The sequence below is a fragment of the Pandoraea oxalativorans genome (genome assembly GCF_000972785.3).
GTDB lineage: Bacteria > Pseudomonadota > Gammaproteobacteria > Burkholderiales > Burkholderiaceae > Pandoraea > Pandoraea oxalativorans.
Genome location: NZ_CP011518.2, coordinates 217574 through 239757 on the forward strand (window position 1 = coordinate 217574; position 22184 = coordinate 239757).

General features: G+C 68.3%; 13 protein-coding genes and 1 pseudogene. 2 read left to right on the plus strand and 12 right to left on the minus strand.

Annotation, left to right across the window (positions count from 1 at the left end):
* Nucleotides 1–83 precede the first annotated feature (83 nt).
* On the plus strand, nt 84–1082 hold the full coding sequence (locus MB84_RS25610; RefSeq protein WP_169835081.1) for a tyrosine-type recombinase/integrase: 999 nt from the start codon (nt 84–86) through the stop codon (nt 1080–1082).
* 61 nt (nt 1083–1143) lie between these two features.
* Here MB84_RS25610 and MB84_RS25615 read toward each other — a convergent pair whose 3' ends face one another.
* From MB84_RS25615 to MB84_RS30210, 4 genes are all read right to left on the minus strand, one after another.
* On the minus strand, nt 1144–2031 hold the full coding sequence (locus MB84_RS25615) for a FliM/FliN family flagellar motor switch protein (protein ID WP_052654500.1): 888 nt from the start codon (nt 2029–2031) through the stop codon (nt 1144–1146).
* Nucleotides 2021–2623, minus strand: a complete 603-nt coding sequence (locus tag MB84_RS25620; protein ID WP_052654503.1) for a hypothetical protein — start codon at nt 2621–2623, stop codon at nt 2021–2023. Before MB84_RS25620 ends, MB84_RS25615 begins: the two co-directional genes overlap by 11 nt.
* 837 nt (nt 2624–3460) lie before the next feature.
* Complete coding sequence (locus tag MB84_RS25625; protein ID WP_052654505.1) at nt 3461–3742, minus strand: hypothetical protein; 282 nt, start codon at nt 3740–3742, stop codon at nt 3461–3463.
* Between the two features lie 358 nt (nt 3743–4100).
* Entirely contained in the window at nt 4101–5243 is a 1143-nt protein-coding gene (locus MB84_RS30210) for a hypothetical protein (protein WP_157122999.1), read from the minus strand.
* Between the two features lie 639 nt (nt 5244–5882).
* Here MB84_RS30210 and MB84_RS31210 point away from each other — a divergent pair.
* Nucleotides 5883–6698 (plus strand): annotated as a pseudogene (locus MB84_RS31210) (transposase); the annotation flags it as partial.
* A 403-nt stretch (nt 6699–7101) separates the two neighbouring features.
* On the opposite strand, the gene MB84_RS25635 reads toward MB84_RS31210, so the two are convergent.
* From MB84_RS25635 to MB84_RS25670, 8 genes are all read right to left on the minus strand, one after another.
* Nucleotides 7102–8274, minus strand: a complete 1173-nt coding sequence (locus MB84_RS25635) for a hypothetical protein (protein ID WP_157123000.1) — start codon at nt 8272–8274, stop codon at nt 7102–7104.
* Between the two features lie 813 nt (nt 8275–9087).
* Complete coding sequence (locus MB84_RS25640) at nt 9088–11055, minus strand: hypothetical protein (RefSeq protein ID WP_157123001.1); 1968 nt, start codon at nt 11053–11055, stop codon at nt 9088–9090.
* A 932-nt stretch (nt 11056–11987) separates the two neighbouring features.
* Entirely contained in the window at nt 11988–14027 is a 2040-nt protein-coding gene (locus MB84_RS25645; protein WP_157123003.1) for a hypothetical protein, read from the minus strand.
* Nucleotides 14028–14219: 192 nt separating this feature from the next.
* Nucleotides 14220–17606 (minus strand): bifunctional diguanylate cyclase/phosphodiesterase, encoded by a 3387-nt coding sequence (locus MB84_RS25650; protein WP_052654514.1) that lies wholly within the window; start codon nt 17604–17606, stop codon nt 14220–14222.
* A gap of 168 nt (nt 17607–17774) precedes the next feature.
* Entirely contained in the window at nt 17775–18155 is a 381-nt protein-coding gene (locus tag MB84_RS25655; RefSeq protein ID WP_052654517.1) for a hypothetical protein, read from the minus strand.
* The gene (locus tag MB84_RS25660; protein WP_052654519.1) at nt 18149–19474 is read right to left on the minus strand and encodes a FliI/YscN family ATPase; all 1326 of its coding nucleotides are present in this window, start codon (nt 19472–19474) and stop codon (nt 18149–18151) included. Before MB84_RS25660 ends, MB84_RS25655 begins: the two co-directional genes overlap by 7 nt.
* Nucleotides 19461–21512, minus strand: a complete 2052-nt coding sequence (locus MB84_RS25665) for an EscV/YscV/HrcV family type III secretion system export apparatus protein (protein ID WP_052654521.1) — start codon at nt 21510–21512, stop codon at nt 19461–19463. Before MB84_RS25665 ends, MB84_RS25660 begins: the two co-directional genes overlap by 14 nt.
* A complete protein-coding gene (locus tag MB84_RS25670) occupies nt 21499–21936 on the minus strand; it encodes a hypothetical protein (RefSeq protein WP_245725614.1) in 438 nt (145 codons plus the stop codon). The genes MB84_RS25665 and MB84_RS25670 overlap by 14 nt, the downstream gene beginning before the upstream one ends.
* Between the last annotated feature and the right edge of the window lie 248 nt (nt 21937–22184).

The window sequence follows — 22184 nt, forward strand, 5'->3', positions numbered from 1 at the left end:
CTATGCTTAATGCAGTTAACAGTCAGTGGAGCCGGCGGGGCCTCGCGCCTCGCACCTCTCGCATCGCGATGACAGACCGAGACTTGTTTGCGCCGCATGTGGCGGATTGGGCGGACGACCCCCTGGGCGCGTTTGACACCTGGCTGGCGGGCCGTCGCGGCCGCGGCGCCGCGGCGCAGCACGGCTTACGGGCGTCCTCCGCGACGGTTTACCGGGCCCAGTGGTCGGCGTTCGTGCGCCACTTGGCGCGACCGCCGCGCACCCCGCTCACGCAGGTGGGCGAGGCCGACATCAGTCGCTACCTGGCGGGCCTGACGCACGAGAATCGGGCGCAGCGCGCCCGTATTCGCACCTTGATTGAACGGGTGTTGGAGGATGTGTATCGGGTTCAGGCGGGCTCGGGGACACCGAATCCGGCGCGGCGCGCGTTGCTGGCCCCGTCGCTCGACTGGAAGGCCGTGCGCGGCAATCGACCCACGCCCTTTTTGGCCGCACCGGCGCTTGCCCACCTGTGGCAGTCGCTGTGCGCCACCCCGATGGTTGCGCAACCGTTTGGGCAATGGAAGGGGGCGAGAGACGTGGCGCTCGTGGTGGCGTATTTGGGCGCAGGGCTGAAGGTGGGCGACAGTCTACGCCTGACTGTTAACTGCATTAATGTCGATGCCAGCTGGATCAACGTGACACCCGACGACTCGCACTATCCCTACCGCGCCCCGCTCCTGCCCGAGGCCCGACCCGTGCTCGCCCGGTGGCTCGCGGTGCGACGCGAGGCGGGAACCTTGGGAGCCCTTCTTTTTCCCGGCGGCCTCGATGGCCGGCCGATGCACGGCGTCACCGCGCTGCGCGCCGTGCGCACCGTCGCGGCGTGCGCCGCGCCGGCCCACGCGCACGCACCGCGCCTCAGTCCCCAAACGCTGCGCAACACCTACGCGGCGACCCTGCTCGCGCAGGGCGAGACGGATTTGGCGTTGTGCGCCGCGCTGGGCTTTGCGGAAGTGCTCAGTGCCTCCCGCTTGCGCGCGGCGTGGCAGGCCTGGCAAGCGCAATCCGCCACGCCTGCGTCAGTGTCGCCCGGCCCCTAACGGACGCCCGCCCGCGGCGCGCTCAGACGAGACGCCGCGTCGGCACCCTTAGCCGGCCCCCTTAGTCGGCGCGCGCGTCAATGCGCACGGCCCACGCGTCGTCCAAGCGCAGCAGCCGGCCCTGTCCCCACAGCCGCTCCCCCTGGGTCAGCCGCAGCGCGACGTGCGCGCGCGCCTCAAGCGCCACGTCGGTCCCCGGCGTCCAGTCGGCCAGCGCCGCGGCCGACATGCGCACCCGGCCCACCTCCACGGCCAGGCGAACGGTGTCGGGCAGCTCCTCGACCCACGGCAGCGGCGCCGCCGCAATGACGGCGTGCCGGTCATCGAGCAGCTGAAGTCGGCCGGGGCTCGCCTCGGGATGCAGCCAGAGGGTGTCCAGGGTCTCGGCCATGCCGAGCAGCGGCAGCGCATCCCCCACCGCGACGTGCGCCGGCGCGTCGCCGGCAAGTTGGCACCAGCCCAGTGCCAACGCGAGCTCGTGGTGCTGCTCGGGCGACGGCGCGAGCGCGGCCAGCAAGACCTGCATGACGCCCGCCGGCGCCTCCTGCACATACAGGGGCAAGCGTCGGTCGCCTTCTTGCAGCGTGAAGCGCCAGCCGGGGGGCGGGGCGTCGCCGGCGTCCACCTCGGGCGCGCAGAGCGCCTGCGCGCCGAGCCGCTGCAACCAGCCGTCGAGCGGCGCCAGCGTCCATGCCGCCACCAGCGGGAGCAGATCGGGGGGGACTTGCGTCCAGGCGTGGGTGGCCAACTGGGGCGCAATCCAATCACACCACGCCGGCTCCGGCACCCAGAAGCACAGCGGCTCGCCGCCGCAGCGCGCGCGCAACCGGACGCCCGGGCCGTTCGCGCCGGCCCGGTCGGCGATGAGCCGAGCCCCCTCGAGCTCGGCGCTTGCGCCCATGCGACTCAACTCGAACACGCTCAGGGGCGTGGGGCGCTCAGCGCTCATCGTGCACCTCCACCGCGACGTCCACGCCCAGCGCGGCCGACAACGCGTCGGCAAGCGCCGGTGCCGCCCGCTTGAGTCGCTCGGACAGCGCGCCCGCCGGCGGGCGCAGGCTCAGCCCCAGGGCCGCCCCCTTCCAAGTGGCCTGGATCACCAGGCCGTTAAGGGCGGCAAGCTTGCCCGGCGAAGGGCTCACGCGCAGCTCCAGCGCCGCGGCGTCGAGCACCATCGTGGCGCTCGGCGTCATCGTGGTGGTCGACGCGGTGGCCGACGTGGCCACGCCGTGCGCGGGCGCGGGCATGCCGGGGCCGCCGTCGGGCGGCACCGCAGGGGCGGGGGGCGTGGCGATCGCCCCGGTGGGCGACGGGCGCGTGAGCGGCGGCGGCGGTGGCGGCGGTAGCAACGGCGACGGCGGTGGCGGCGGCGGTGGCGGGAAGTGCGATCCTTGGGCCGCGGCGTCGGCCGCCTCCGCTTCCGCCTCGGCCTCATCGAGCAAGTGGCGGAAACGGTGCGCGTCGCGCGGCTCGGCCGAGGGACTGCGAGTCTGTCGATCGGGCGCGCGAGGGGGCAAGGTAGGCTTGATAGTCGTCTGCATTGTTGCGGAATCCGGGGATGAAGGGGGCGGGCCACGGCCGGCCCACGGGGGGTGCCTCAGTGTTCATTGTCGGCATGGGGGGGGGACGGCGAGGATCGGGTGAAGACCTGAAGTCGCGGCGGGGCATGAGATGGCGCGCGATGACACGAGATGTCGGGGGAGGCGGTCGGGGGGCAGGGGCGGGCACAGGTATTGACCCCGCCCCCGCATCGGCCAAGTGACGGGTTAAGTGGCTCTCTCGGTGGCTCGCTCGGTGACTCGCTCAGCGGCTCGCTCAGCGTCGCAAGCGAATGCGTCGGCCGAGGTGCTGCTCTTCGGCGCCGGCGGGGGCCGTCGAGCAGGGTCACACTCCGTCCCGTCGGTAAGTGTCCGACAAGCGTCCGAAAAGCGTTCGGCAATTGTCAGACACGCGTGCCGGCAAGTTTCGCGGTGGCGGCGGTGCACGCATCGCGCTTTGCGTGCTCGCGCCCCGTCCGTCGTCGCCTGGACGTCAACACGGTTCTGTCCCACGGCCCGGCGTGCCAAAACGAGCGAGCCGCGCTCATGGGGCGCGACCGAGACCGAAGGCATGCGGTGCACGCAGGGACGAACGCCGCTCGGACGCTGACGAACCCGCCCGCGTTTTCACTGCAACCCGCGCCGCGCCGGGAGCCGGTTAAAACGCCGCCGACACGCCACGGCGGGTTCGCCGCATGACGCAGAGGCTTCAATGATCGCCTGGCACGGCGGCGCGCACTTCGCGGCCCGTCGGGTTGCGCTTTCACCGGCGTGGCATACGCCGTGCGGCGCGGCCCCCGGAAGCCGCGCCACGACAATCCCGATTCAGACAATCCCGATTCAGACGACCCCGATTGAGACGATCCGGATCGAGATGATCCCGGTTGACACGAGGATTTCCTCGGCGTGCAGACCCGGCTCGATCGTCTCGATCCCTTGTCGTCGGCGCCCGGCCGGGATTGCAATTTTTCGCGCACCTCCCGCACCTCCCGCACCTCGCGCACGGCGCGCCCGCATCGCTTTGCCGCCAGCCTCCTGAAGCGCTTTGCGCGACCGCGCGTCCTGCTCTTGGATGGCGGGCGGGGTCGCGCGCCGGGCATTCTCCATGCCCGCGCTTGCCATGTCGTCCCCCAACAGTTCGCCTTCGGACGGCGGTCAGTCAAGCGTGGCGGCGTGCGATGCGGTGATGCGTGTGTTGCATGTGATGCGCGTCATGCGGGCGACCGGCCTGAGTTACCGTCGTGTTGCCGGGGACGCGCTCAAGCACCCGCACCGTCTTGCGCTTCGCCGTGCCTCTCTTGCGGTCGCCTTCCATTGCCGGCGCTCACCGTCTTTTCCTCGATCATGCGTTGAGCAGGTTTTCACCGGGTCAGTCCCCGCGTGTCGCCAACCCGTTGGCGGGCATCCGTCTTCGCGCCCGTCTGTGGGTCCATCGTTTAACGAACCACGCCCGATTAGGTATTAGGTGCACGCCTCAGCCCTAACCGCCCAGCCGACGTTTTTGCCGCGGCCTCGCTACTACCGCCTGCTTGAAAGTTTCCTCCCTTTCTCTCAATTCTTTCTTCAGTCTCCGATCCCGGATGACGCTCAACTTTTGCTCCACGTCCGCGTTTCGGGTACGGCGTTGCGGATCGGCATGGTGCGGATCAAAAAATGGAAGTCTGAAGCTCGCTTCCGTTAAATGGGTCAGTGAATCAAGCATCTCCGGAAAATCCTCCGGCTCCCCATTCACCGCCCGCGCGGTAATTTTCAACGCTTCCAAGCCGGTCATTTTCTCAAGGTGAGCCGTCACGATACTAAAATCACTCAACCAAATGCTGCGCGAAACATTCAACTCAAGATTTTTTATTTTTTTAAAGTCCGATATCCTGAAAAATAACGCCTCAAATTGATCGTCATCGAATGAGTTATGCTCGATATTTAAGGACAAATGCCTTATATTTAACATTTTTTTAAACGAACTCATGAGACAGCGAAGCGCGCCGTCGCCTGCAAAATGGTGAGCCGTGTTAATAAAATCAATCTCGAGATCCTCCAGTTTATCTAAATTCTTTACCGCCCCGGAAATGACCTTTATTTCACGATCCGATGCAGCACCTGGAAAGTATGTATTTTGGCCATCAAAATCCAGGCGAAACGAGAATTTCTTTAGAGCGTGAGAATTGGCCAGAAGAACGTCGAACATTCCCCGATATTGATTTTTAGACGGTTGGCAGCGAGAAAAATCGAGATGCAACTCTTGCAGCGGCCCTGTATTGGGAGGCAGAAAATTTCTATTCTTTAATAAGGCTTGGGATACAACGGTCGCAGGATCGGAAGTCGCACAAAGACTTTTTACTTTTATTCGATGTATATTGATATTTTTTTCTGTGGACAAATCTTCTGTCGGTATATACGCTTCTTTCAACTCAGCAATCTTCTCACCAGAGATTTTGGCATTGTATGCCTTGCTATTATCTTTAGATTGAAGTTCGGGGAAATGGCAAAAATTTTGATTTCCGGAACCTGGCCTCGATGCTTTCATTTCGTAATTTTTTATTGAAATAATTTCATTAAAAATTGATGTGACGGCGTAAGCCGCCAACACATTTCGCAAAACCACGCCGCTTAATCGAGTTTCCATCAAAAATCGGCCTTCACCGAAAACGCCTGCGGAGCAGCCTTCGTTTTCGGTAGGCGGGGTGAGCGGGCGACCTGCGGATCATAGGCGGCGCAGCGCCGCCCGGCTTTCGTTTTCCACGCTTTGCTTGCCAATTTCGGGGGCGCAATCACCTCGACGCATTGCCTCGCCCCGGCGGGGGGCGCGCGCCACGTGCGTCACCGGGCGCGAGGCCCGCCGGAGAATGGGAGAGGAGCGACAGGGGCGCGCCGGGCCGTGGCCGCCCGGCCTCGCTCGCCGCCCACGCCGTCGCGCTATCGCGTATTTATCGCGTATTTATCGCGTATTTATCGCGTATTTATCGCGTACCGATCGCGTAACTCATAAGCGTTGTGCCGCGCCGCGTATGGACCGGGCGCCAATACGCTGTCGCGTCGCTTTGCGCGTGCGTCGCATTCGGGGTCCGCAGGTTCGGGGGCCGCAGGGTCGGAGTCCTCAGGCGGGCGCTGCGGTTTCGCGCGCCGAGCCCCGCGTCGATGAACGGCATCGCCCAACAGCCCGGAAATGCCGAGAAATGCCGAGCAAGCGGTTGACCCCAGACGTTGCCCACGTCCTGACACGCCTACGCGCCCCGCCGGCAGTGAGGGGGCAGGGCGTGCGCGGCTGCGGCGCCGGTTGGCAGACCAGCAACCGGTGACGGTTCGCGAGCGTGTCGAGCCGGGAAAATAAGGTTGCATGCTCGCGCGCCATGACGGCGTGAACCCGAACCCGCAAGTGCCCCGGCGCAAGCGCTACCGGGACGCGAGCCTGTCAGCGCTCACCCCTTCAGGCCGGCGAAGCAGTGGTTGCGGCGTCGGCGGTGGCTCATGCGCTCAAATAGATATCAGATTCACGAGCGACAAGGACGGCAGGTTGCTCGGCAAAAAGCAATGGAGCGCGGTCGCGCAACAAATGGATAGCGCACTCGCCCTTGCTGCCGCAGCACGGCCGGTGAAACCGGTCTGTGAGTTCTTGGCGTGGCGCGCTCGAACGTGAACGTGTCGGCACGACAGTCGCGTGCGGCGACGAGGCGCGACGGCCGGCAATCCAGGCCGACCAACGACGAAACTGTCGTCGCGCCCATCCGCCGTGTCCTCGGCGATTTACCCGGTGAGGGATTTCGGCGCGTCGGGGGCACGTTGCATGTGAAGTGGCGCCGTTCGATGCCGAGCGCATTTATGGCGTCATGCGCACGCACGGGCTGCCGGCCCAGCGCCGACCGTTGGCGCCGCGAGCGTACCATCGACATGACGGCAAAGGGGCCGTCGCGCGCAGCCACCAGCGAGGAGCTCGGGCGGCTGCAAATTCCGCTGCGACAGCGGCAAGCCGCGGCGTGTGACGTTTGCGCCGGATTGCCGCCACCGAGACGCAATGCGCTGCGCGGTGACGCCGGCAGGCCGCAGCGGCCACATCGTACCCGGCGTCACGCCGGCCGCAGTCCCGTCAGGGGTCGCCGGAACGCCGGAACGCCGGCGCGCCGGGTGACGGGCCCCACGCTTGCCGACGCGCGGCTCGGCCAGCGCGTGTCTCAGGCTCACAGGCTCCCGGTCAAAGGCGCTCGAACGCGTGGGAAAACGCAACCCGACGCGTCGCACGCCCGATCGTGATCACCGTCGTGATCCTCCCTTAACCGTACCCCCCCGTCTTGCGGACCGAACCCGATCACCGACGCGGCGGCACACCGTCGCGCCGAAATCCGCAGCCACGCAAGCGAAAACCGTTCAGGCCGCCATGACGGGGTACGTGAAACGTGCGCGCCGCCGCACGCCAACGCCAACGCCAACGCCAACGCGCCCTGAGCAATTTACTCGTTCACTGTTGCCGGGGTTTCGTCCGCCGACGCCTATGCAGGCACGATGCCCGGCGGGAGCCGCGCCTGCTGCGGATTGGCCTCGTCCCACGTCGCTGCACCGCAGGGGGGCGGCCGCTGCAACGGCGTGGAACTTGCGTGGGCATCGCCAAACGAGGGCAATGCCGCGATATCCGGACGACGCTCCAGGCCCCCGAGCACCTTATTCCACGTGCTTCGAAGTTCATACTCCGGAATGGCCGTGTCGCGCCACGCGAGCGCTTCCTCGGGGGACTTTATCGGGGGCGTGACGGCGCCTCGGGACGCGCCCCGTTTTACGCTTGCCACAGGCGCGGTGATCACACTGTCCGTGTCTGAGGCGGGTTCCTGCTCGGGGGCTGCCAGCCCGTTGAGCCGGTTGCGGCGCGCGCGCGCCGCTTCCTGCTCGAGGGCGGCGCGCAAATGCGTGACACCTTGCTCCGCAACCTCAGGGCGGAATCGCAGTCCGCCGTCTTGAATCGCGCGCATAAGGATGCGCTTCTCATCCTCCTCGGTCGGGTTGGACCGCAGCGCCGCGTTGATCATCTCCTCGTTGGGCTGGGCGTCGGCCGCCTGGAGCAGGCCGTCGAAAAATTTGCGCGCCGGCTCGGATAGCTCAGCGCGAATCTCAGCCACCGTCTGGGCGCCTTTCAGGCGGTGCAGCAGGGCGATCACGTCGTTGTACGTGTGCTCCATCGGTTCGAGCTTCTCTCTCATTTGCCTTTGATGCTCCCTGCGCTCATGCTCTCGGAACTCCACTACACTGAGCCCCGCGGCAAAGCCCATCACACCGCACTGGCCCAGCAGGTTCGCCGCGAACCCCGCCCAGCCCCCCAAACACACCTCCGCCGTTATCATGAGCGCGATCGAGGTCAGCGCGAGCGTGTATCTGAGCGCCGTGCACAAGAATGAGATCACCGGAACCCACCGGCTCGGCTCGAACGGCGCCTTCAATTGTTTTATGTCTTGACCCAACTGGCCCAATGCGGTTGCCGTTTTGGTCAGCGCCTCAAGGGTCGCGGCACCGTCACCTCCGGCGGCCGCCGTGGCCAGCGTGGCTTGACAGGCTGTTATTTGTTTGGGGTCAAAGCCGTCGTGCGGCTCGGTTGCCAATGTGCCGCTCAATGCAGTCAATTGGGTCTGAAGCGCGCCGATTCCTTGGTGCAGCGAATCCCACAGGGGTGCCAAGAGGGCCGCCTCCGCGCCAGGGCCCGCCGCCGAAGTGCCATCCACGGTTTCGCGCGCCGCGACGCGCGGATGCGAGTAAGGGTTAGGAGGTATCGGGAGGTGATCCAGACTCATCGTTTATTTATGACCGTCAGGCGGTTGGATTGATGACAAGCCACGTCGGCGGCGGTGGGGAAACGACGTCCCGTACGCCGCCAAGCCGGCAGAGTAAGCCCCATTCCCAAGCGGCGAAGGCGTGGGGGCACAGCGCACGTTGATGCTCGCGTCGCCGTCATTGCGGCCCGCCCCGCACCGGCCCGAAACGTCCCCGTGGACCGCGGCGAAGCGCTGCCACCGGCGTGCCGACTTAACGCGATGCATCACTTTCTCTATCACCCCGTCCCGGACTCGCCCAGGCCGACGCGAATTTCCCGAGCGCGGGTGCTAACCTGGATGCTGGCGGTGTCCGACGCTTCGCAGGCTGCGGAAGTCCGCGCGGCAAACACGCGGGATCACTCGCCGGGGTTCCGTCGCGCTGACGTCGGAACGCCGGAACCCCGAAGCGAAGCCGCCGCCGCGTCGGGGCTGACGCGGCCAACGCATCGCACGGCTGCGTCGGCGCACGCCTCGCTTTCTCGAGAACCGGCCGCTCCTTGCCCCCCCACGACGCGGCGTCGGGCAACCCGCCGCCACGCCTGACTCGGCCGTCATTTCCGGCAGAGCTCGCGAGCGCGGCGAATCTGCGACGGCCCCGCGCACGCACCGCTGCATCACCGCCAACGGGGCGGGCACGCGTCCGCGGACCTTCGCCGGGCGTGCGGGCCACGGCCAGGCTTAGGCGTACGTGCGAGGCAGAGGCTTCTTCACGTCAAGCGACGAGCGCCGCGCCGTGTCGGTTGTGTGTACGAGCTTCGCCCAGGGGCGGATTCGCTCTGCCAGCGGGGGCACAAAGAGACGCACCGTATAGGGCAACACTTTCAAGCTGCGCGAGCGCGAGCGCGAGCGCGAGAACGGGTCCTGCGGCGCCTGGATAATCGTGACCCCCAGGTGTTTGCCGAGCTCGTTGCAGTCCTCGGCGGTGCATGAGAAGGTGTGCTCGCGATCGCCGCTGCGCCAACTTTTGGACACGTCCTCGGCCAGCGCATGCCAATTGAGCTTGTCCGTCTTGAGGGCCGGCTCCGAGACGGCCCGGTTGGCGCGGGCCACCGCCATTGACTCTAACGACTCAAGCCACGCCGGTATCGGGCGCCCGGTGTGCTGGTGCTTGTGCTTGGAGAGATCGGCGTTCACCGGGTACGTCGGCAGCTCCTCGCGCAAAAGCCCAAACTTGTCCTTTAGGCTCTTGTCATCCAGCGCCGCCAAGACCCGCAATTTGTGAACCAGCTCGAAAGGCTTGCCCTGCTCGGGCCACGGCAGCGCGTCCTGCGTCGTGGTCACGCTGACGAGCGCCGCTACGCCGCGGGGCTGGTGGGTGTGGGGCAGCGCATAGAAGCCATTGACCGTTTCGATGCAGTCCCCGGGCCCCAGCCGCGCGCCGAACCTCAGGGCGAGACAGTCATTGGGCAGTTCGCGCACCGGCATAAAGGTGGGGCCGGTCGTGTGCCGTTGCCATTGCTCCGTGCCTTTGTCGTCGGACGCGTAACATCCCCGGTAAAAATCCTCGAAGGCAGGCGGCGCGGCAAGGCTGTGCACGTCCAACCACTGAGCCGCGCCATGCGCGGCCAAGTTCTCCTGCAGCCAAGACAGGAATGCCTTGTCGATCGACAGCGCGCCATGACAGTCCACATTCGTGAGGACCAAGGGCCGGAACCCCTCACGAAAGACCAACGCCGACGCCAGCAATTGCAGATCGTGGCGGTGCGCCGTCGAACTCTGGAACGCTTGGTAAGCGTCTCTGCTCTGTGGCCCCCGCGCGAGGGCGGCTTCCGCGGCCAGCAGTCGTCCCAACGCGGCAATCGCGCCCGCGGCATAACCCTCCTTAAACCCGCCTATGCCCGCCTGGAGGGCGAACACCAGCGTCTGCGCGGGACTGCCTTGGAAGGCCTGACCGATGATCATCTGCGGTGCCCCCGCATCGCTCGCCTCGCCCTCCACCGGGAGATCGAGCAGCGCCGAGAAGTGGTCTCGTTCCGCGTCGGTCAGCCTCGCTTTGAGGGCGGTGATCGTCGCCAACGTTTCGGCGCGAAGGGCCAGCTTGCGGGTATTGTCGAATAACGTTGTGAGCGCCGCGTGTTGCGCCGAGTGTTGCGCCGCGGCGTCTTGCACGCGCTCGGCGGCCCACCGCCTGAGGGCCGGCTGCGCCGCGAGCAGCCCCCCCACACCGGCCCCGGCGCCCGCATAGACAAGCGCTGCCGGAATCGCCAAATACGGCGCGATCGCGAACGCACAGTAGGCGGCGATCACGCTGAGTTCGGCGACCACCACGGTCCCGAGATACGTTAAGGCCCTGAGCGCCCAATGCGGGGCAAACCGGTCGCGGTTGCGCTCGACCTCGCTCGCCATTTCAGCGAACCGCGAGCTCGCGTCGCAAATCGTCTTGAGGATCTCGGCGTGGTTGCCCTCGCCCTTGACCAGAGCGGCCTTCTGCGTGTTGAGCGCGTCGGTACACGCGTCCAGCGCGACGAAACTGATCGCCCCGCCCGTGCACGCGTTGACGTCGCTCCGGTAGTCTCTCAGTCCGTCTACAAACGCTTCTATCGCGGTGCACAGCGGCTGATCTTTCGGATACTTCGGGTCCGCGCTGAGCGCGACACCCCCGGGCGGCATCGGCGGCCGACCACTCACCTTGTCCTGCATAGGCATGATTGAGCAACTCCTTGCGAAAATGCGCACCCGGCCAGCCGCGGTGTCGAATGGGAACAACGGGACAAACGGGACAAACGGGACCCATGGGACCAATGCGCCGCGTCGCGGCGCCCGAGGGCGCGTCCCGCCTTGGGGCGCGGCAGGCCGCGCCGGCGAAGGCGTCGCCATAGGCGACGCCACTCCCGGGGCCGTCAGCGGTGCTTGAGCGCTATTCTCGGGGGGGGCGCAGGGCGTGCCCATCGGGCCAACACCTGAAGTGGGGCACAGCGACGACATGGGGCGGGGGTGGGGTGGGGCGGGGCGGCGGACACGCCCGAGCGCGCGCCGGCGGGACACGCGGGCGCCGTTCGCCGCGTCTGTGCCCGGTGATCCGCGCGCCTGCGCCGGGCCCCGGCACGCCGCAAGCCGTCCCGCCCACGACGCGATAACGCGAAGCGCGACACCCCGGATGCCGGGGGCCGCCGCGGGCGAGCCACGCCGGACCGGCCGCGTGGCCATCCGGCACCGTACCCGGCCCGTCACCCCGTACACCCCGCACACCCAACATTTGCGTTGGATCGACGGGCCGATGACGACAGGCGCGACGCGCTGACCCTTTTGCGCCGGGGGGAGGCGCCGAGTGCCGCGCCAGCCCCCGCCCCGGGGCACGCGTGGACGCTCCCCCGCGTGCGTCCCCGCGCACGCGCCCCCTTACCGAAGGCCGCGGATCGGCCCGCGTGGCGCATCCCCCGAGCACCCATCGAGCACCCATCGAGTACCCATCGAGTACCCATAGCGCACCCATAACGCACCCATAGCGCGTGCGTGCCCCCGGGGCGGCCGACGCGATGACGCGGGCGCGCCGCGGCGCCGCGACGCTTGGCTTGCCGCCGCCCCCGCCCCGGTCCGCACCGCGCCCCGGCGGCGACACTGCGGGGGCCGAGGGCGGCTTATTTGCGCTTCAAATCGACCTCGACAGTGCCGCGCCGCAGATCGATCGTGTCGGCCGTGACCTCCCAATCCGTGGCGATCCGCACTTTGGCATGCGCCAGTTCGGCCGGTTGGATAACAAAGCTCGAGCCCACGCCAATATTCACATAATCGTTTGCCAGGGGAGGCGCCTGGCTCTCCCGCTCGTAGTGGACGGTGAAGCCGGGCCGGCCGTCGGGTTGGGAAGTGGTCGTGAAGTGACAGCGGCGCTGCTGCACGGGGCTCGTAATCACCGGTACGCCATATATGTCCCCGACAAAATCCACCGTCAGGTCGAACGTCTGCGTGAAGAAAGGCGTCACTTGTCGTTGCAAGTCCGCGTCGGTAATCACCTGAGCGAGCATGTCAATCGCGCTCACGCTCGCTTGCTTCCTCACGGCGGCGGCGAGTGTGGCACGCGTACACCGGTCGTTCGCGCCGATGGGCGGCAGCCCGCCGTCCTCGATCAGAGTCCGCAAGGCGGGCGGCAATGCCGCGACGTCATACTCCACATCGTTCGTCAACGAGTCGAGCGCCGCGTAGGCGTCATAGAATTTGTCCGCCACCAGCCTCACGCCGTTCACCATCAAGTAGTCGCGCCCCAATGGCATCAGGTTACGATCAAAGTCCTTGACCAACAGTTCCTGCAGGTTCCTCATGCGTTGCTCAGAGACATCTTCGGTGACCTCGCCCAGCAAGCGCGCGGCGTGGCCGGCGCTCGAGGGGGGCACCTGAACCTTGTAGTGCAGCGCGCCCTCGCGCTCATAGGTCTCGAAATCCGGCTCGGCGGACACCCGGCCGACGGCCTGGAATTGCTCGCGCTGATTCGAGATCGGTTTTTGCGGGTCGATTTGCTGCCGCCGCAACGCGATCTCGACCGCTTCGCGGCGCTTTTCGGCGGGGATGCGCTCGATCAGCGTGGCGCGCGCGTACGCGCTATCGCGCGAGACGCCGGCGTCGTGGCGGCGATAAACGGCCACGCGTTGGCGCCAGTGCGCACCGCGCGGCGCCGCGGACACGGCCTGTGTGCCCTGCGCGCGCTCCATAAAGTCCCGGACGCCGTCCAACGGCGCGCGGGCGGGGGCCGCCCAATGTGCCCCCCGCCCGAAATCGCCCGCGTTAAACACCATGCCGCGCCGCCCGAAGATTGTCTCCAACGCGCGGTACCATTCCGCCACCGCGCCCCGCCACCCCGCCGGCTCCGGGGGCGCCCCCAGTTGCTCCCTCAGCGCGGTCGTGATGTCGCTCGACGGGGCTTGCCATACGGTGGCGCGTTCCCCGCAGCCCTCGAGCAGCCAGTGCTTGTCACTGCCGAAGCACTTGACGTGCCGGTCTATCGCGTGCAACCACGCATTCGCCGGTTTGGCCTCGAAGCTCATCGTCACGTCGATCAGCGCCGTGAGCGGGGGGGGCGCCGCGGGCTCGTGCGCGCCCGACGCGGCCACAAACGTGGTGGTTTTGTGAAAACTCACTTTGCGCCCGTCGATGCAGAGATTGACGCCGCGCTGATCGACTTGTTGCCCCACCAGCGTGGCCCGCAGGGCCTCGTCCGCCGTCATGAGCTCTTCGTCCGCCAAGCGAAGCACGATGTCTTGGGCCTGTTCCAGCGCCACGTCGAGTGGCACGCCGTTTGCCGCAAAGGTGTCGGCGACCTGTTCCGCCAGCTTGGTCAGGAGGACGAGGCCGCGTTGGCGCAGCGCGTGCGCATCAAGCGGATCGAGCGGATCGAGCGTGTCGCGCGCCGCGTTTTCCGCCGCCCGCGGGGCGGCCTGCGCGGCGTCCTCGGCCACCGCGCCCCCATGGCCCGGGCCGGCGATTTGCGGCGTGCCGTTCACGCTTACGCTTAATGCCACCTCGGCGCGCCCGTGGGCGTCCACGACTAAAAAGCGCTTGGCCACGGCCTCACAAAGCGCGTCCATCTCATACGGTTGCAGCCGGCCGACGGCCGGCTGCAACACCGTGCCCCACGCGCCGCTCATCAATTCCGGCGCGCGGGCCGCGATTACAGTGGTTGACACCATGCTGTCCTCTTATTCGCTCATACAACGCACGCTTGCGCTGACTTGGATTCAATGTGCGGCTTCGCCAAGCGGGGCCGCCCCTCTCGCCACTCTCGCCACTCTCGCCACTCTCGCCACTTCCGCGCACGCCGTCGACCACGTACGCCATCGCGTCGGCCCGGTCGGCGCGACGCGCCATCGAGGTGGACTCGCTCAGGCGTCGCGCGCCACTGCCGCCGCCCCGCAAGGCGCGTCGGCCAGGCGGTGTAACAGCGCGGCGACCTCGGCCGCAGGCACCGGTCGCGAGAACAGATACCCTTGCGCTTCCTCGATCCCTTCGGCGCGCACCGCCTCGAGTTGCGCCTGCGTTTCCACGCCTTCGACGGCGGTGGTAATACCCAGACTGCGACCGATACCGGCCACGGCGCGCACGATTGCCAACGAGGCGCGACCGTGCGGCAAATCGCCGATAAAGCTCTGATCGACCTTGATCTTATCAAACGGGAAACTGCGCAGGTAGCCCAGCGACGCATACGCGGTGCCGAAGTCATCCATCGCAATCTTCACGCCCAGACGGCGAAGCGCTTGGAGCGTTTTGACGTTGGCGTCGTTGCGCTCGAGCAGCACCGACTCGGTGATTTCCAACTGCAGCCGCGACGCGGCCACGCCCGACGCGGCCAGCGCTTCGGCGACGGACGTCACGAGGCGGCCGTCTTTGAACTGCGCGGGCGACAAATTCACCGCCACGCCGATCGCTTCGGGCCAGCGCGCCGCCTCCCGGCACGCCGCCCCGAGCACCCATTCGCCGATCGGCGTGATCAGCCCGCACGCTTCGGCGATGGGGATGAACTCGGCGGGCGAGACCATGCCGAGCTCCGGATGGCGCCAGCGCAACAGGGCCTCGCAACTGCACACGCGCTGCGTCGCCACGCTCACCAACGGCTGAAAAAACAGTTCGAGCTCGCCGCGTGCCAGCGCGGTTGCCAGCCCGAGCTTGAGCGTCTGGCGCGCCAGCATCGGCGCGTCCATCCCCGGCACGTAGCAGCGTGCCGTGCCGCCCCCGTCGGCCTTGGCCCGGGACAGCGCCACGTCCGACGCGCGCATCAGCTCGTCGACACACGTGCCGGCCTCGGGGGTCAACGCCACCCCCACGCTGGTGGCGATGTTCAGCGTTACCTGAGCCAGCGCAAAGGGCGCTTGCAGCGCCGCGACGACGCGCAGCGCGAGCCGCTCGGCCTGCGCGGCGTGACGCACCCGCGGGCGCAGCACCACAAACTCATCGCCGCCGAGGCGCGCCACCGTGTCCTGCGGGTCCACACACGCGCGCAACCGGTCCGCGACGGCCCGCAACAGTTGGTCGCCCACGGCCTGCCCGTAGCTGTCGTTGACCGATTTGAAAGCGTCCAGATCCAGGCTCAGCACCGCCAGGTGAGCGCCGGGCTTGGCGTGCGCCAAACCGTGCTCGAGTCGCTCGCGCAGCAGTGCACGGTTGGGCAAGGCGGTGAGCGGGTCGTGGCGCGACATGTGCAGCAGTTGCGAGTGCGCCTGCCAGCGCTCGCGCTCGGCGCGACGGCGCTCGGACGTGTCCCGAAAGAACAGCGTCAGGCCGTCCTCGGTCGGCGTGGCGTGCACCTCGATCCAGCGATCCAAGCTCCCCAAATACGCCTCGCACGTGACCCGCTCATTGGCGGCCAGCGCCCGCTCGTATTGGGCGGCAAAGGCCCCCTGGCGCACCTCCGGAAAGAGCGACCCCAGGCTGCGTCCCAAGGCCGCATCGCCGAGCGCGAGCAAGCGGCGCGCGTGGGCGTTCAGGTAGGTCAAGCGCCCCCCGGGGTCGAGCACGGCGACGCAATCGGTGGTGCTCTCCAGCACGGTGGCGAGCTTGGCGGCGGCCGCCTCGGCGGCACGGCGCGCCGCCTCGGTCGCGTCGCGCGCGGCCTTGGCGGCGGTGATGTCCCGCCAAATCGTGAGCATGCACAGCACGTTGCCCTGTTTGCTCAACACCGGCGCGGCGATCACATCGACGTACCCGCGCGCGGGCGCGTCGGCGGTGACGGTGGTGACGGGGTCGAGTGCGGTGACGCTGGCGAGAGTGGCGAGGGTGGCTTCAAAGCGCGCCACCCGAGCCTCGCGAACCTGCGCAAACGCACGCGTCACCTTATCGGCGTCGCCCGGGTCCACCACGCGCTCCCAGCGTGGCCCGCACGACGCCTGCGGCGGCGCGGCCGGCGCCTCACCGAACAGACGCCGGCCCGCGTCGTTGACAAGCAAGGGCTCGCCGTCAAGCGCGAGCAGCCAGATGCCGTCGGGGCTGCTGTCGAAGACGCTGCGAATGCACGCCTCACTCTCTTCGAGCGCGCTCTCCGCGGCCCTGCGCTCGGTCAGATCCAGGATCGAGCCGGCGAAACCGAGCACGCCGCCTTGCGCGTCCAAGCGCGGCTCACTCACATCGATCACCCACGCCCACCGGCCGTCGTGGCGGCGCACGCGATACTCCACGCGCAGGCCCGTGCCCGCGTCGCGCGCTTGCTCAACGCAGGCGCGCACCCGGGCGCGATCGTCGAGGTGCACCGCCTCGAGCCACCCCCACCCGAGCGCCTGCGGCGTCGGCCGGCCGGTGCGCTCGGCCCAACTCCGACTCACGTAAGTGCGGGCGCCCGTGGCGTCGGCCAGCCAGGTCATCGCCGGCGCGCCGTCGGCCATCGCGCTCACGCCAAGCGCGTTGTCGTGCCGCGCCTGCTCCGCGCTTTTGCGTTCGTGCACGTCCTCGAGCAGGCCGTACCAACGCACGCCCCCACCCGGCGCGTCGGGGCGGGCGGCGGCGCGATTTCGCACCCAGCGCCACGCACCGCCGGCGCCCCGCACCCGACACTCCACGTCGAGCGGGCCGGCGCCGGCGACGCACGCGCGCCATTGCTCACGCACGCCCGGCAAATCGTCCGGATGCACCGCCGCTTCCCAGCCGTGGCCATAGGCCGCCTCGGGCGCGCGCCCGGACAAGCGCGCCCAGGTCGGCCCGACCTCGATGACGTCGCCGGCCGCGTTCGCGACCCACACCACCTGCGGCAACCACTCCATCAGCGCGCGGTAATACCGCGCTTGCGGGTCCCGCGCGTCCTGCGCGTCTTGCGGGTCTTGCGGGTCCTGCCGGGCGGGCGTGTCCACGCCGCGCGGCTGTGGCTCGTCCCCCGGTCGTGGCGCGACGTCGGCCAGCTCCGTCATCCGCTCGAGCAGCAGCGGCGCGTCGGTGCCCGGCACCACCACCCGTTGTTTTTCCGTGCGCACGGTGCGCTCGCGCCCGTCGGCGCCCGACAGCGACTCTTCGAGCAGGCGCGCCTCGCCGCTGGCGAGGACTTCCCGATCCAGCGCGATGCTGCGCTCGGCGCGCTCGGGGCAGCGCAACTCGCGATCGGTGCGACCGACCAGCGCGCACGCGGCGTAGCCCAACAGCGCGCCGGCGCTCGCGTTGGCCTGCACAATGCGCGAATGCGCATCCTTGAGCACCACCGCATGCCGGCAGTGCGCGAAGCGCGTCGAAAACCAGGGCGTGACGCCCGGCGCAGCGGCCGGGCTCATCGCGTCATCTGAGGAGGGCATCATGGCTCACCTATGGCAAAGAATGTTCGTTATCTCAAGGGCGCGCGCGGGCGCGCGGCCGTCTCCCCACCGGGCAACGCTCGATGCGCCCCACGCCCGCGCCTCGCGCGGGCCGGGCTCACGCACCGAACAGGCCCCCCGGGCGTGTCACCGGGGCCGGCGAGGGCCGCCTTATGCTTCATCGGAGGACTCCGCGGCGAGCAGGCCGAGTTTTTCCTGCTCGCGCAGGTTGCGCCGCAGCGCCGCCTCCTGCTCGACGCGCGTGCGCTCGAGCTCGCGCCGCTGTGCGGCCACGCTCTCGCGCTCGCGCGCCAGCGCCTGGCCTTCACTGTCCAGGCGGGCGAGCTCGGCGCGCAGTGTGTCCAGCGCGCGCGGCGCGAACGCGCCCCCTTGCGAGGTCCGCTCGCGCAATTCGCCATACACCGCCTCGCGCCGGCGTTGCAACGCCTCTTCCCGCGCACTGAGCGCACGCGCCTCGTCGTCGAGTGCGGCGAGCGCACGATGCAGATTGCGCTCGCGGCGACGCTTGATCGCCAACAGTTGGTTCAGCATGGCAGCCCCACCGCGTCGCCCAGCGCGGCACAGGTCTCCTTGAAGCCGACCCGCTCGTCCACGCGCTGGCGCAGCAGCGCGTCGATCCGCGCACGGCGCGCGATGGCGTCGTCGGCATCGGCGTCCTGCCCCGCGCGGTATTCCCCCACGCGCACCAGCAGTTCGATCTCGCGCCACGCCGCCATCAGTTGGCGCAGGCGCGCGGCCGCGTCGCGGTGCGCGGGCGCCGCCACTTGATGCATCACCCGGCTGATGCTGGCCAGCACGTCGATGGCCGGGTAGTGGTTCGCCTCCGCGAGCTTGCGCGCGAGCACGATATGGCCGTCGAGCAGCGAGCGCACCTCTTCGGCGAGCGCATCGGCTTTGTCGTCGACCAGCACGGTATAAAACGCGGTAATGCTGCCGCGCGCGGCCGGCCCGGCCCGCTCGAGCAAGCGCGGCAAGCGGGCGTACAGACTCGGCGGATAGCCGCCCGCGACGATCGGTTCGCCCGCGGCCAGCGCGATTTCACGCACCGCGCGCGCGTACCGCGTGAGCGAATCGACCAGCAGCAGCACGTTTTTGCCCTGGTCGCGAAAATGCTCGGCGACGGCCGTGGCGGTCGCGGCGGCTTTGAGCCGCTCAAGCGCCGGTCGGTCCGAGGTGGCCACCACCACCACACTGCGCGCGCGCGTCTCGGCGCTGAGCACATGTTCCAGAAATTCGCGGACCTCGCGCCCGCGCTCACCGATGAGCGCGAGGACCACCACGTCGGCGTCACTGCCCGCGGCGAGCATGCCGAGCAGCGTGCTCTTGCCGCAGCCGGCCGGGGCAAAGATCCCCACGCGCTGGCCCACGCCGACGGTGAGCGTGGCGTCGATCGCACGCACGCCCATCGGCAAGCGCTTGGCAATGGGCATGCGCTGCATCGGGTTGGGCGGCTCGGCATCGATCTCACGCCGCCGCTCGAGCACGGGCGCCGGCGCGCCGTCGATCGGGCGGCCCAGCGCATCGACCACGCGCCCGAGCAGCGCGTCGCCCACGCTCACGTCGGCGCGCCGCCCGGTGGGCGCGACCCACTGGCCGGCGGTCATGCCCAGCGGCTCGCGATACGGCGAGAGCAACGCGTCGTCGCCTTGAATGGCGATGACTTCGGCCGGCTCGCCACCGGGCAGCGTGCACAACTCGCCCAAGCCCACGCCGGGCAAATGCGCGCGCAGCAGGGTGGCCCCCACCTCACACAGCCGGCCTTCCAGGCGCTGCGGCGAGGCCTCGCCCGGCCCGGGCGGCGCGAGCGCATCGAGCGCCTCGAGGGCTTCACTCCACTCAGGCAAACGCATCGTCGCCTCCCAACAGTTCCACATGCCCCAGCACCTTGAGCTCCGCTTCGTCTTCCAGATCCTGGAAGGAGAGGACCGGCACGGCAAACATGTCTTTTTCAATGAGCTTGCGCACAAAGCGGCGCACGTCGATGGCGGTCACCAGGGCGAGCCCCGCCGTGCCGCTGCGCGCCAGCGCGTCGCGGATCGTGTTGACGATCGCCTGGTTCTCCTCGGGCGCGAGCGCCGAGTACGAGCCCGCCGACGTCTGACGAATCGATTCGCGGATGGTTTGCTCGATATGGTTGCCGATCACCCAGGCGCTCACCCACGGCTGCCCCTGGCGTTGACGGCCCACCACGTGACGACGCAGCGCCAGACGGGCGTATTCGGCGAGCATGAGCGGATCTTTTTCGCGCGGCGCCCACTCCACCAACGCCTCGAACACGGCGCGCAGATCGCGAATCGACACGCCCTCGGCCACCAGCCGTTGCAATACGTCGGCCACGCGGCTCACCGGCAGTTGGCGCTGCAGCTCCTTGACCAACTCGCCGTAGCGCTGCTCCATCTGATCCATCAGGTAACGGGCTTCTTGCACGCCGATGAGCTCGGAGGCGTAACGATCGAGCGCGAGTGACACCAGGTACGCCACCCGGTCCACGCCCTCGTGCACCGTGTGCCCCAACGCCGACAGGCCGCTCGCTTGCTCGGGGGCGACCCATTGCAGCGTGATCCCGCCAAACGGCAGCGTGTCTTGCGCGACGGCCTGCGGCAGCGCCGGGGTCGTCGCATCGAGCAGCACCAAGGGGCGCACCTCCAGTTGCAGGATCGACTCCTGGTAGAGCAGAAACGAGAGGTGACGCGCCGGCAGCTGCGGGTCGAGCTGCAGCTGAATATCCGGCAGGGGCAGCCCTTGTTGCTCGAGCTTGCGCGTGCGCAAGGCCGTGAGCGCGAGCGCGAGCGCGGGGCCCTCGGTGAGCTCGGGATGCACACGCAGCAGCAGCGGCACCGCGCCGATGTCGGGCGCGGCGCCCGCACCGCCCGCCTCGGCCGCCGCATCGGCGTCGCCGGCGGACGTGCCGTCACGGCGGGCGCGACGTTGCACCCACCAGGTGAGCAGCGCCACGCACCCGCCCAACGGCAGGAACACCGCGACCGGAAATCCCGGCAGCGCGGCAAACAACATCAGCACCGCGGCGACAATCCACAGGGCTTCGCGCTGGCGCATAATCTGCGAGGAGAGCTCATCGGCCAGATTACGACGCGTCTCGCCGGGCACGCGCGTGACGATGATACCGGCGGCGATCGAGATCAACAGCGCGGGAATCTGCGCAATCAGCCCGTCGCCCACCGAGAGAATCGCGTACAGGGTGGCGGCCTCGCCGGCGCTCATGTCGTGCATGAACACGCCCACACAGATGCCGCCGAGAATGTTGACCAGGATCACGATGATCGAGGCGATCGCATCGCCCTTGACGAACTTCATCGCCCCGTCCATGGCCCCGTACAGCTGACTCTCCTTTTGGACCACCGCACGCAGGCGACGCGCCTCGGTCGCATCGATGACGTTGGCGCGCAGGTCGCCGTCGATACTCATTTGCTTGCCGGGCATGCCATCGAGCGAGAAGCGCGCGCTGACCTCCGCGACGCGCTCGGAGCCCTTGGTGATCACGATGAACTGCACCACCGTAATGATCGAGAACACGATCAGCCCGACCACCAAATTGCCGCCGACCGCAAACTCACCGAAGGTGTGCACGATCTCGCCCGCATCGTGCTGCAACAAAATCAGTCGGCTGGTACTGATCGTGAGCGCCAGTCGATACAGCGTGGTGATCAGCAGCACCGAGGGAAAGGCGGAAAACTCCAGGGGCTCGCGGATATAGACCGCCATCATCAGCAGCGTGATGGACAGCGCGAGGTTGATCGCGATGAGCACATCCACCAGCAGCGTGGGCAACGGCACGATCATCATGAACACGGCCATCAACAGCATGGACGCGAGCATCACGTCCTGACGGCCGGACAACCCTTGCAGCCAGCGATTAAGTGTTTTCATGGGTGGGCTCCGTGACACGGTCCAATAAGCGCCGCTGCTGCGCGGCGAGCGACGCCCACAGCTCGGCACCGCTGTCGGGCGGTGCGGTGGCGGCCAGCCACAACTGACCCCGCGCGAGCCAGGCGCGCAGGGGCACGCCGCCGCTGGCTTCGGGCAGCAGCAGGCCGAGCAATTTGTGCAGGGCGGCCACGTGCTGGGCCGCGGGCAGCGCTCGCGCCAGCGCGATGCGGGCGCGCTCGCCCTGCTGCTCCAAGTAATACGTGTCGGCGCCGCGCCGCACCGTCACCTGCGGCGCAGGGGCGAGGCCACGCATGTCCATCAGGCATAGCCACAGCTCCGTACGTCGTTGCCATTGCAGGTCCATGCTTGTTTTCCTCTCGGGCGTAATGGCCGCATAGTGCGGCGAGGCACGCCGCGCAGACATCCGGCCAACACCTGAGCTCACGCGGGAAGCGGAAAAAACGCCCACCCGCCTCCCCACCTCCACGCCCCCCACGACTCCATGCCCTCATGGCCCCCCGGCCCGCACGGGCGGGCCGCGAATGGGGCGGGGCGGGGCCGCGAATGAGGCCCGGATCAGGCCGGGAGCAGGCCGGGATAGGCCGGAAGCAGGCCGCGACCAGGCCGGAATTGGCCGGGAGGGGCGGCGACGGGCCGGGCACGGTGCGACCC

Excerpts from the sequence above, each read along its gene's own strand:
- MB84_RS25615 (WP_052654500.1), bottom strand. The coding sequence starts at position 2,031 with ATGAGCGCTGAGCGCCCCACGCCCCTGAGCGTGTTCGAGTTGAGTCGC.
- MB84_RS25620 (WP_052654503.1), bottom strand. The coding sequence starts at position 2,623 with ATGCAGACGACTATCAAGCCTACCTTGCCCCCTCGCGCGCCCGATCGA.
- MB84_RS25625 (WP_052654505.1), bottom strand. The coding sequence starts at position 3,742 with ATGGCAAGCGCGGGCATGGAGAATGCCCGGCGCGCGACCCCGCCCGCC.
- MB84_RS30210 (WP_157122999.1), bottom strand. The coding sequence starts at position 5,243 with ATGGAAACTCGATTAAGCGGCGTGGTTTTGCGAAATGTGTTGGCGGCT.
- MB84_RS25640 (WP_157123001.1), bottom strand. The coding sequence starts at position 11,055 with ATGCCTATGCAGGACAAGGTGAGTGGTCGGCCGCCGATGCCGCCCGGG.
- MB84_RS25645 (WP_157123003.1), bottom strand. The coding sequence starts at position 14,027 with ATGGTGTCAACCACTGTAATCGCGGCCCGCGCGCCGGAATTGATGAGC.
- MB84_RS25650 (WP_052654514.1), bottom strand. The coding sequence starts at position 17,606 with ATGATGCCCTCCTCAGATGACGCGATGAGCCCGGCCGCTGCGCCGGGC.
- MB84_RS25655 (WP_052654517.1), bottom strand. The coding sequence starts at position 18,155 with ATGCTGAACCAACTGTTGGCGATCAAGCGTCGCCGCGAGCGCAATCTG.
- MB84_RS25660 (WP_052654519.1), bottom strand. The coding sequence starts at position 19,474 with ATGCGTTTGCCTGAGTGGAGTGAAGCCCTCGAGGCGCTCGATGCGCTC.
- MB84_RS25665 (WP_052654521.1), bottom strand. The coding sequence starts at position 21,512 with ATGAAAACACTTAATCGCTGGCTGCAAGGGTTGTCCGGCCGTCAGGAC.
- MB84_RS25670 (WP_245725614.1), bottom strand. The coding sequence starts at position 21,936 with ATGTCTGCGCGGCGTGCCTCGCCGCACTATGCGGCCATTACGCCCGAG.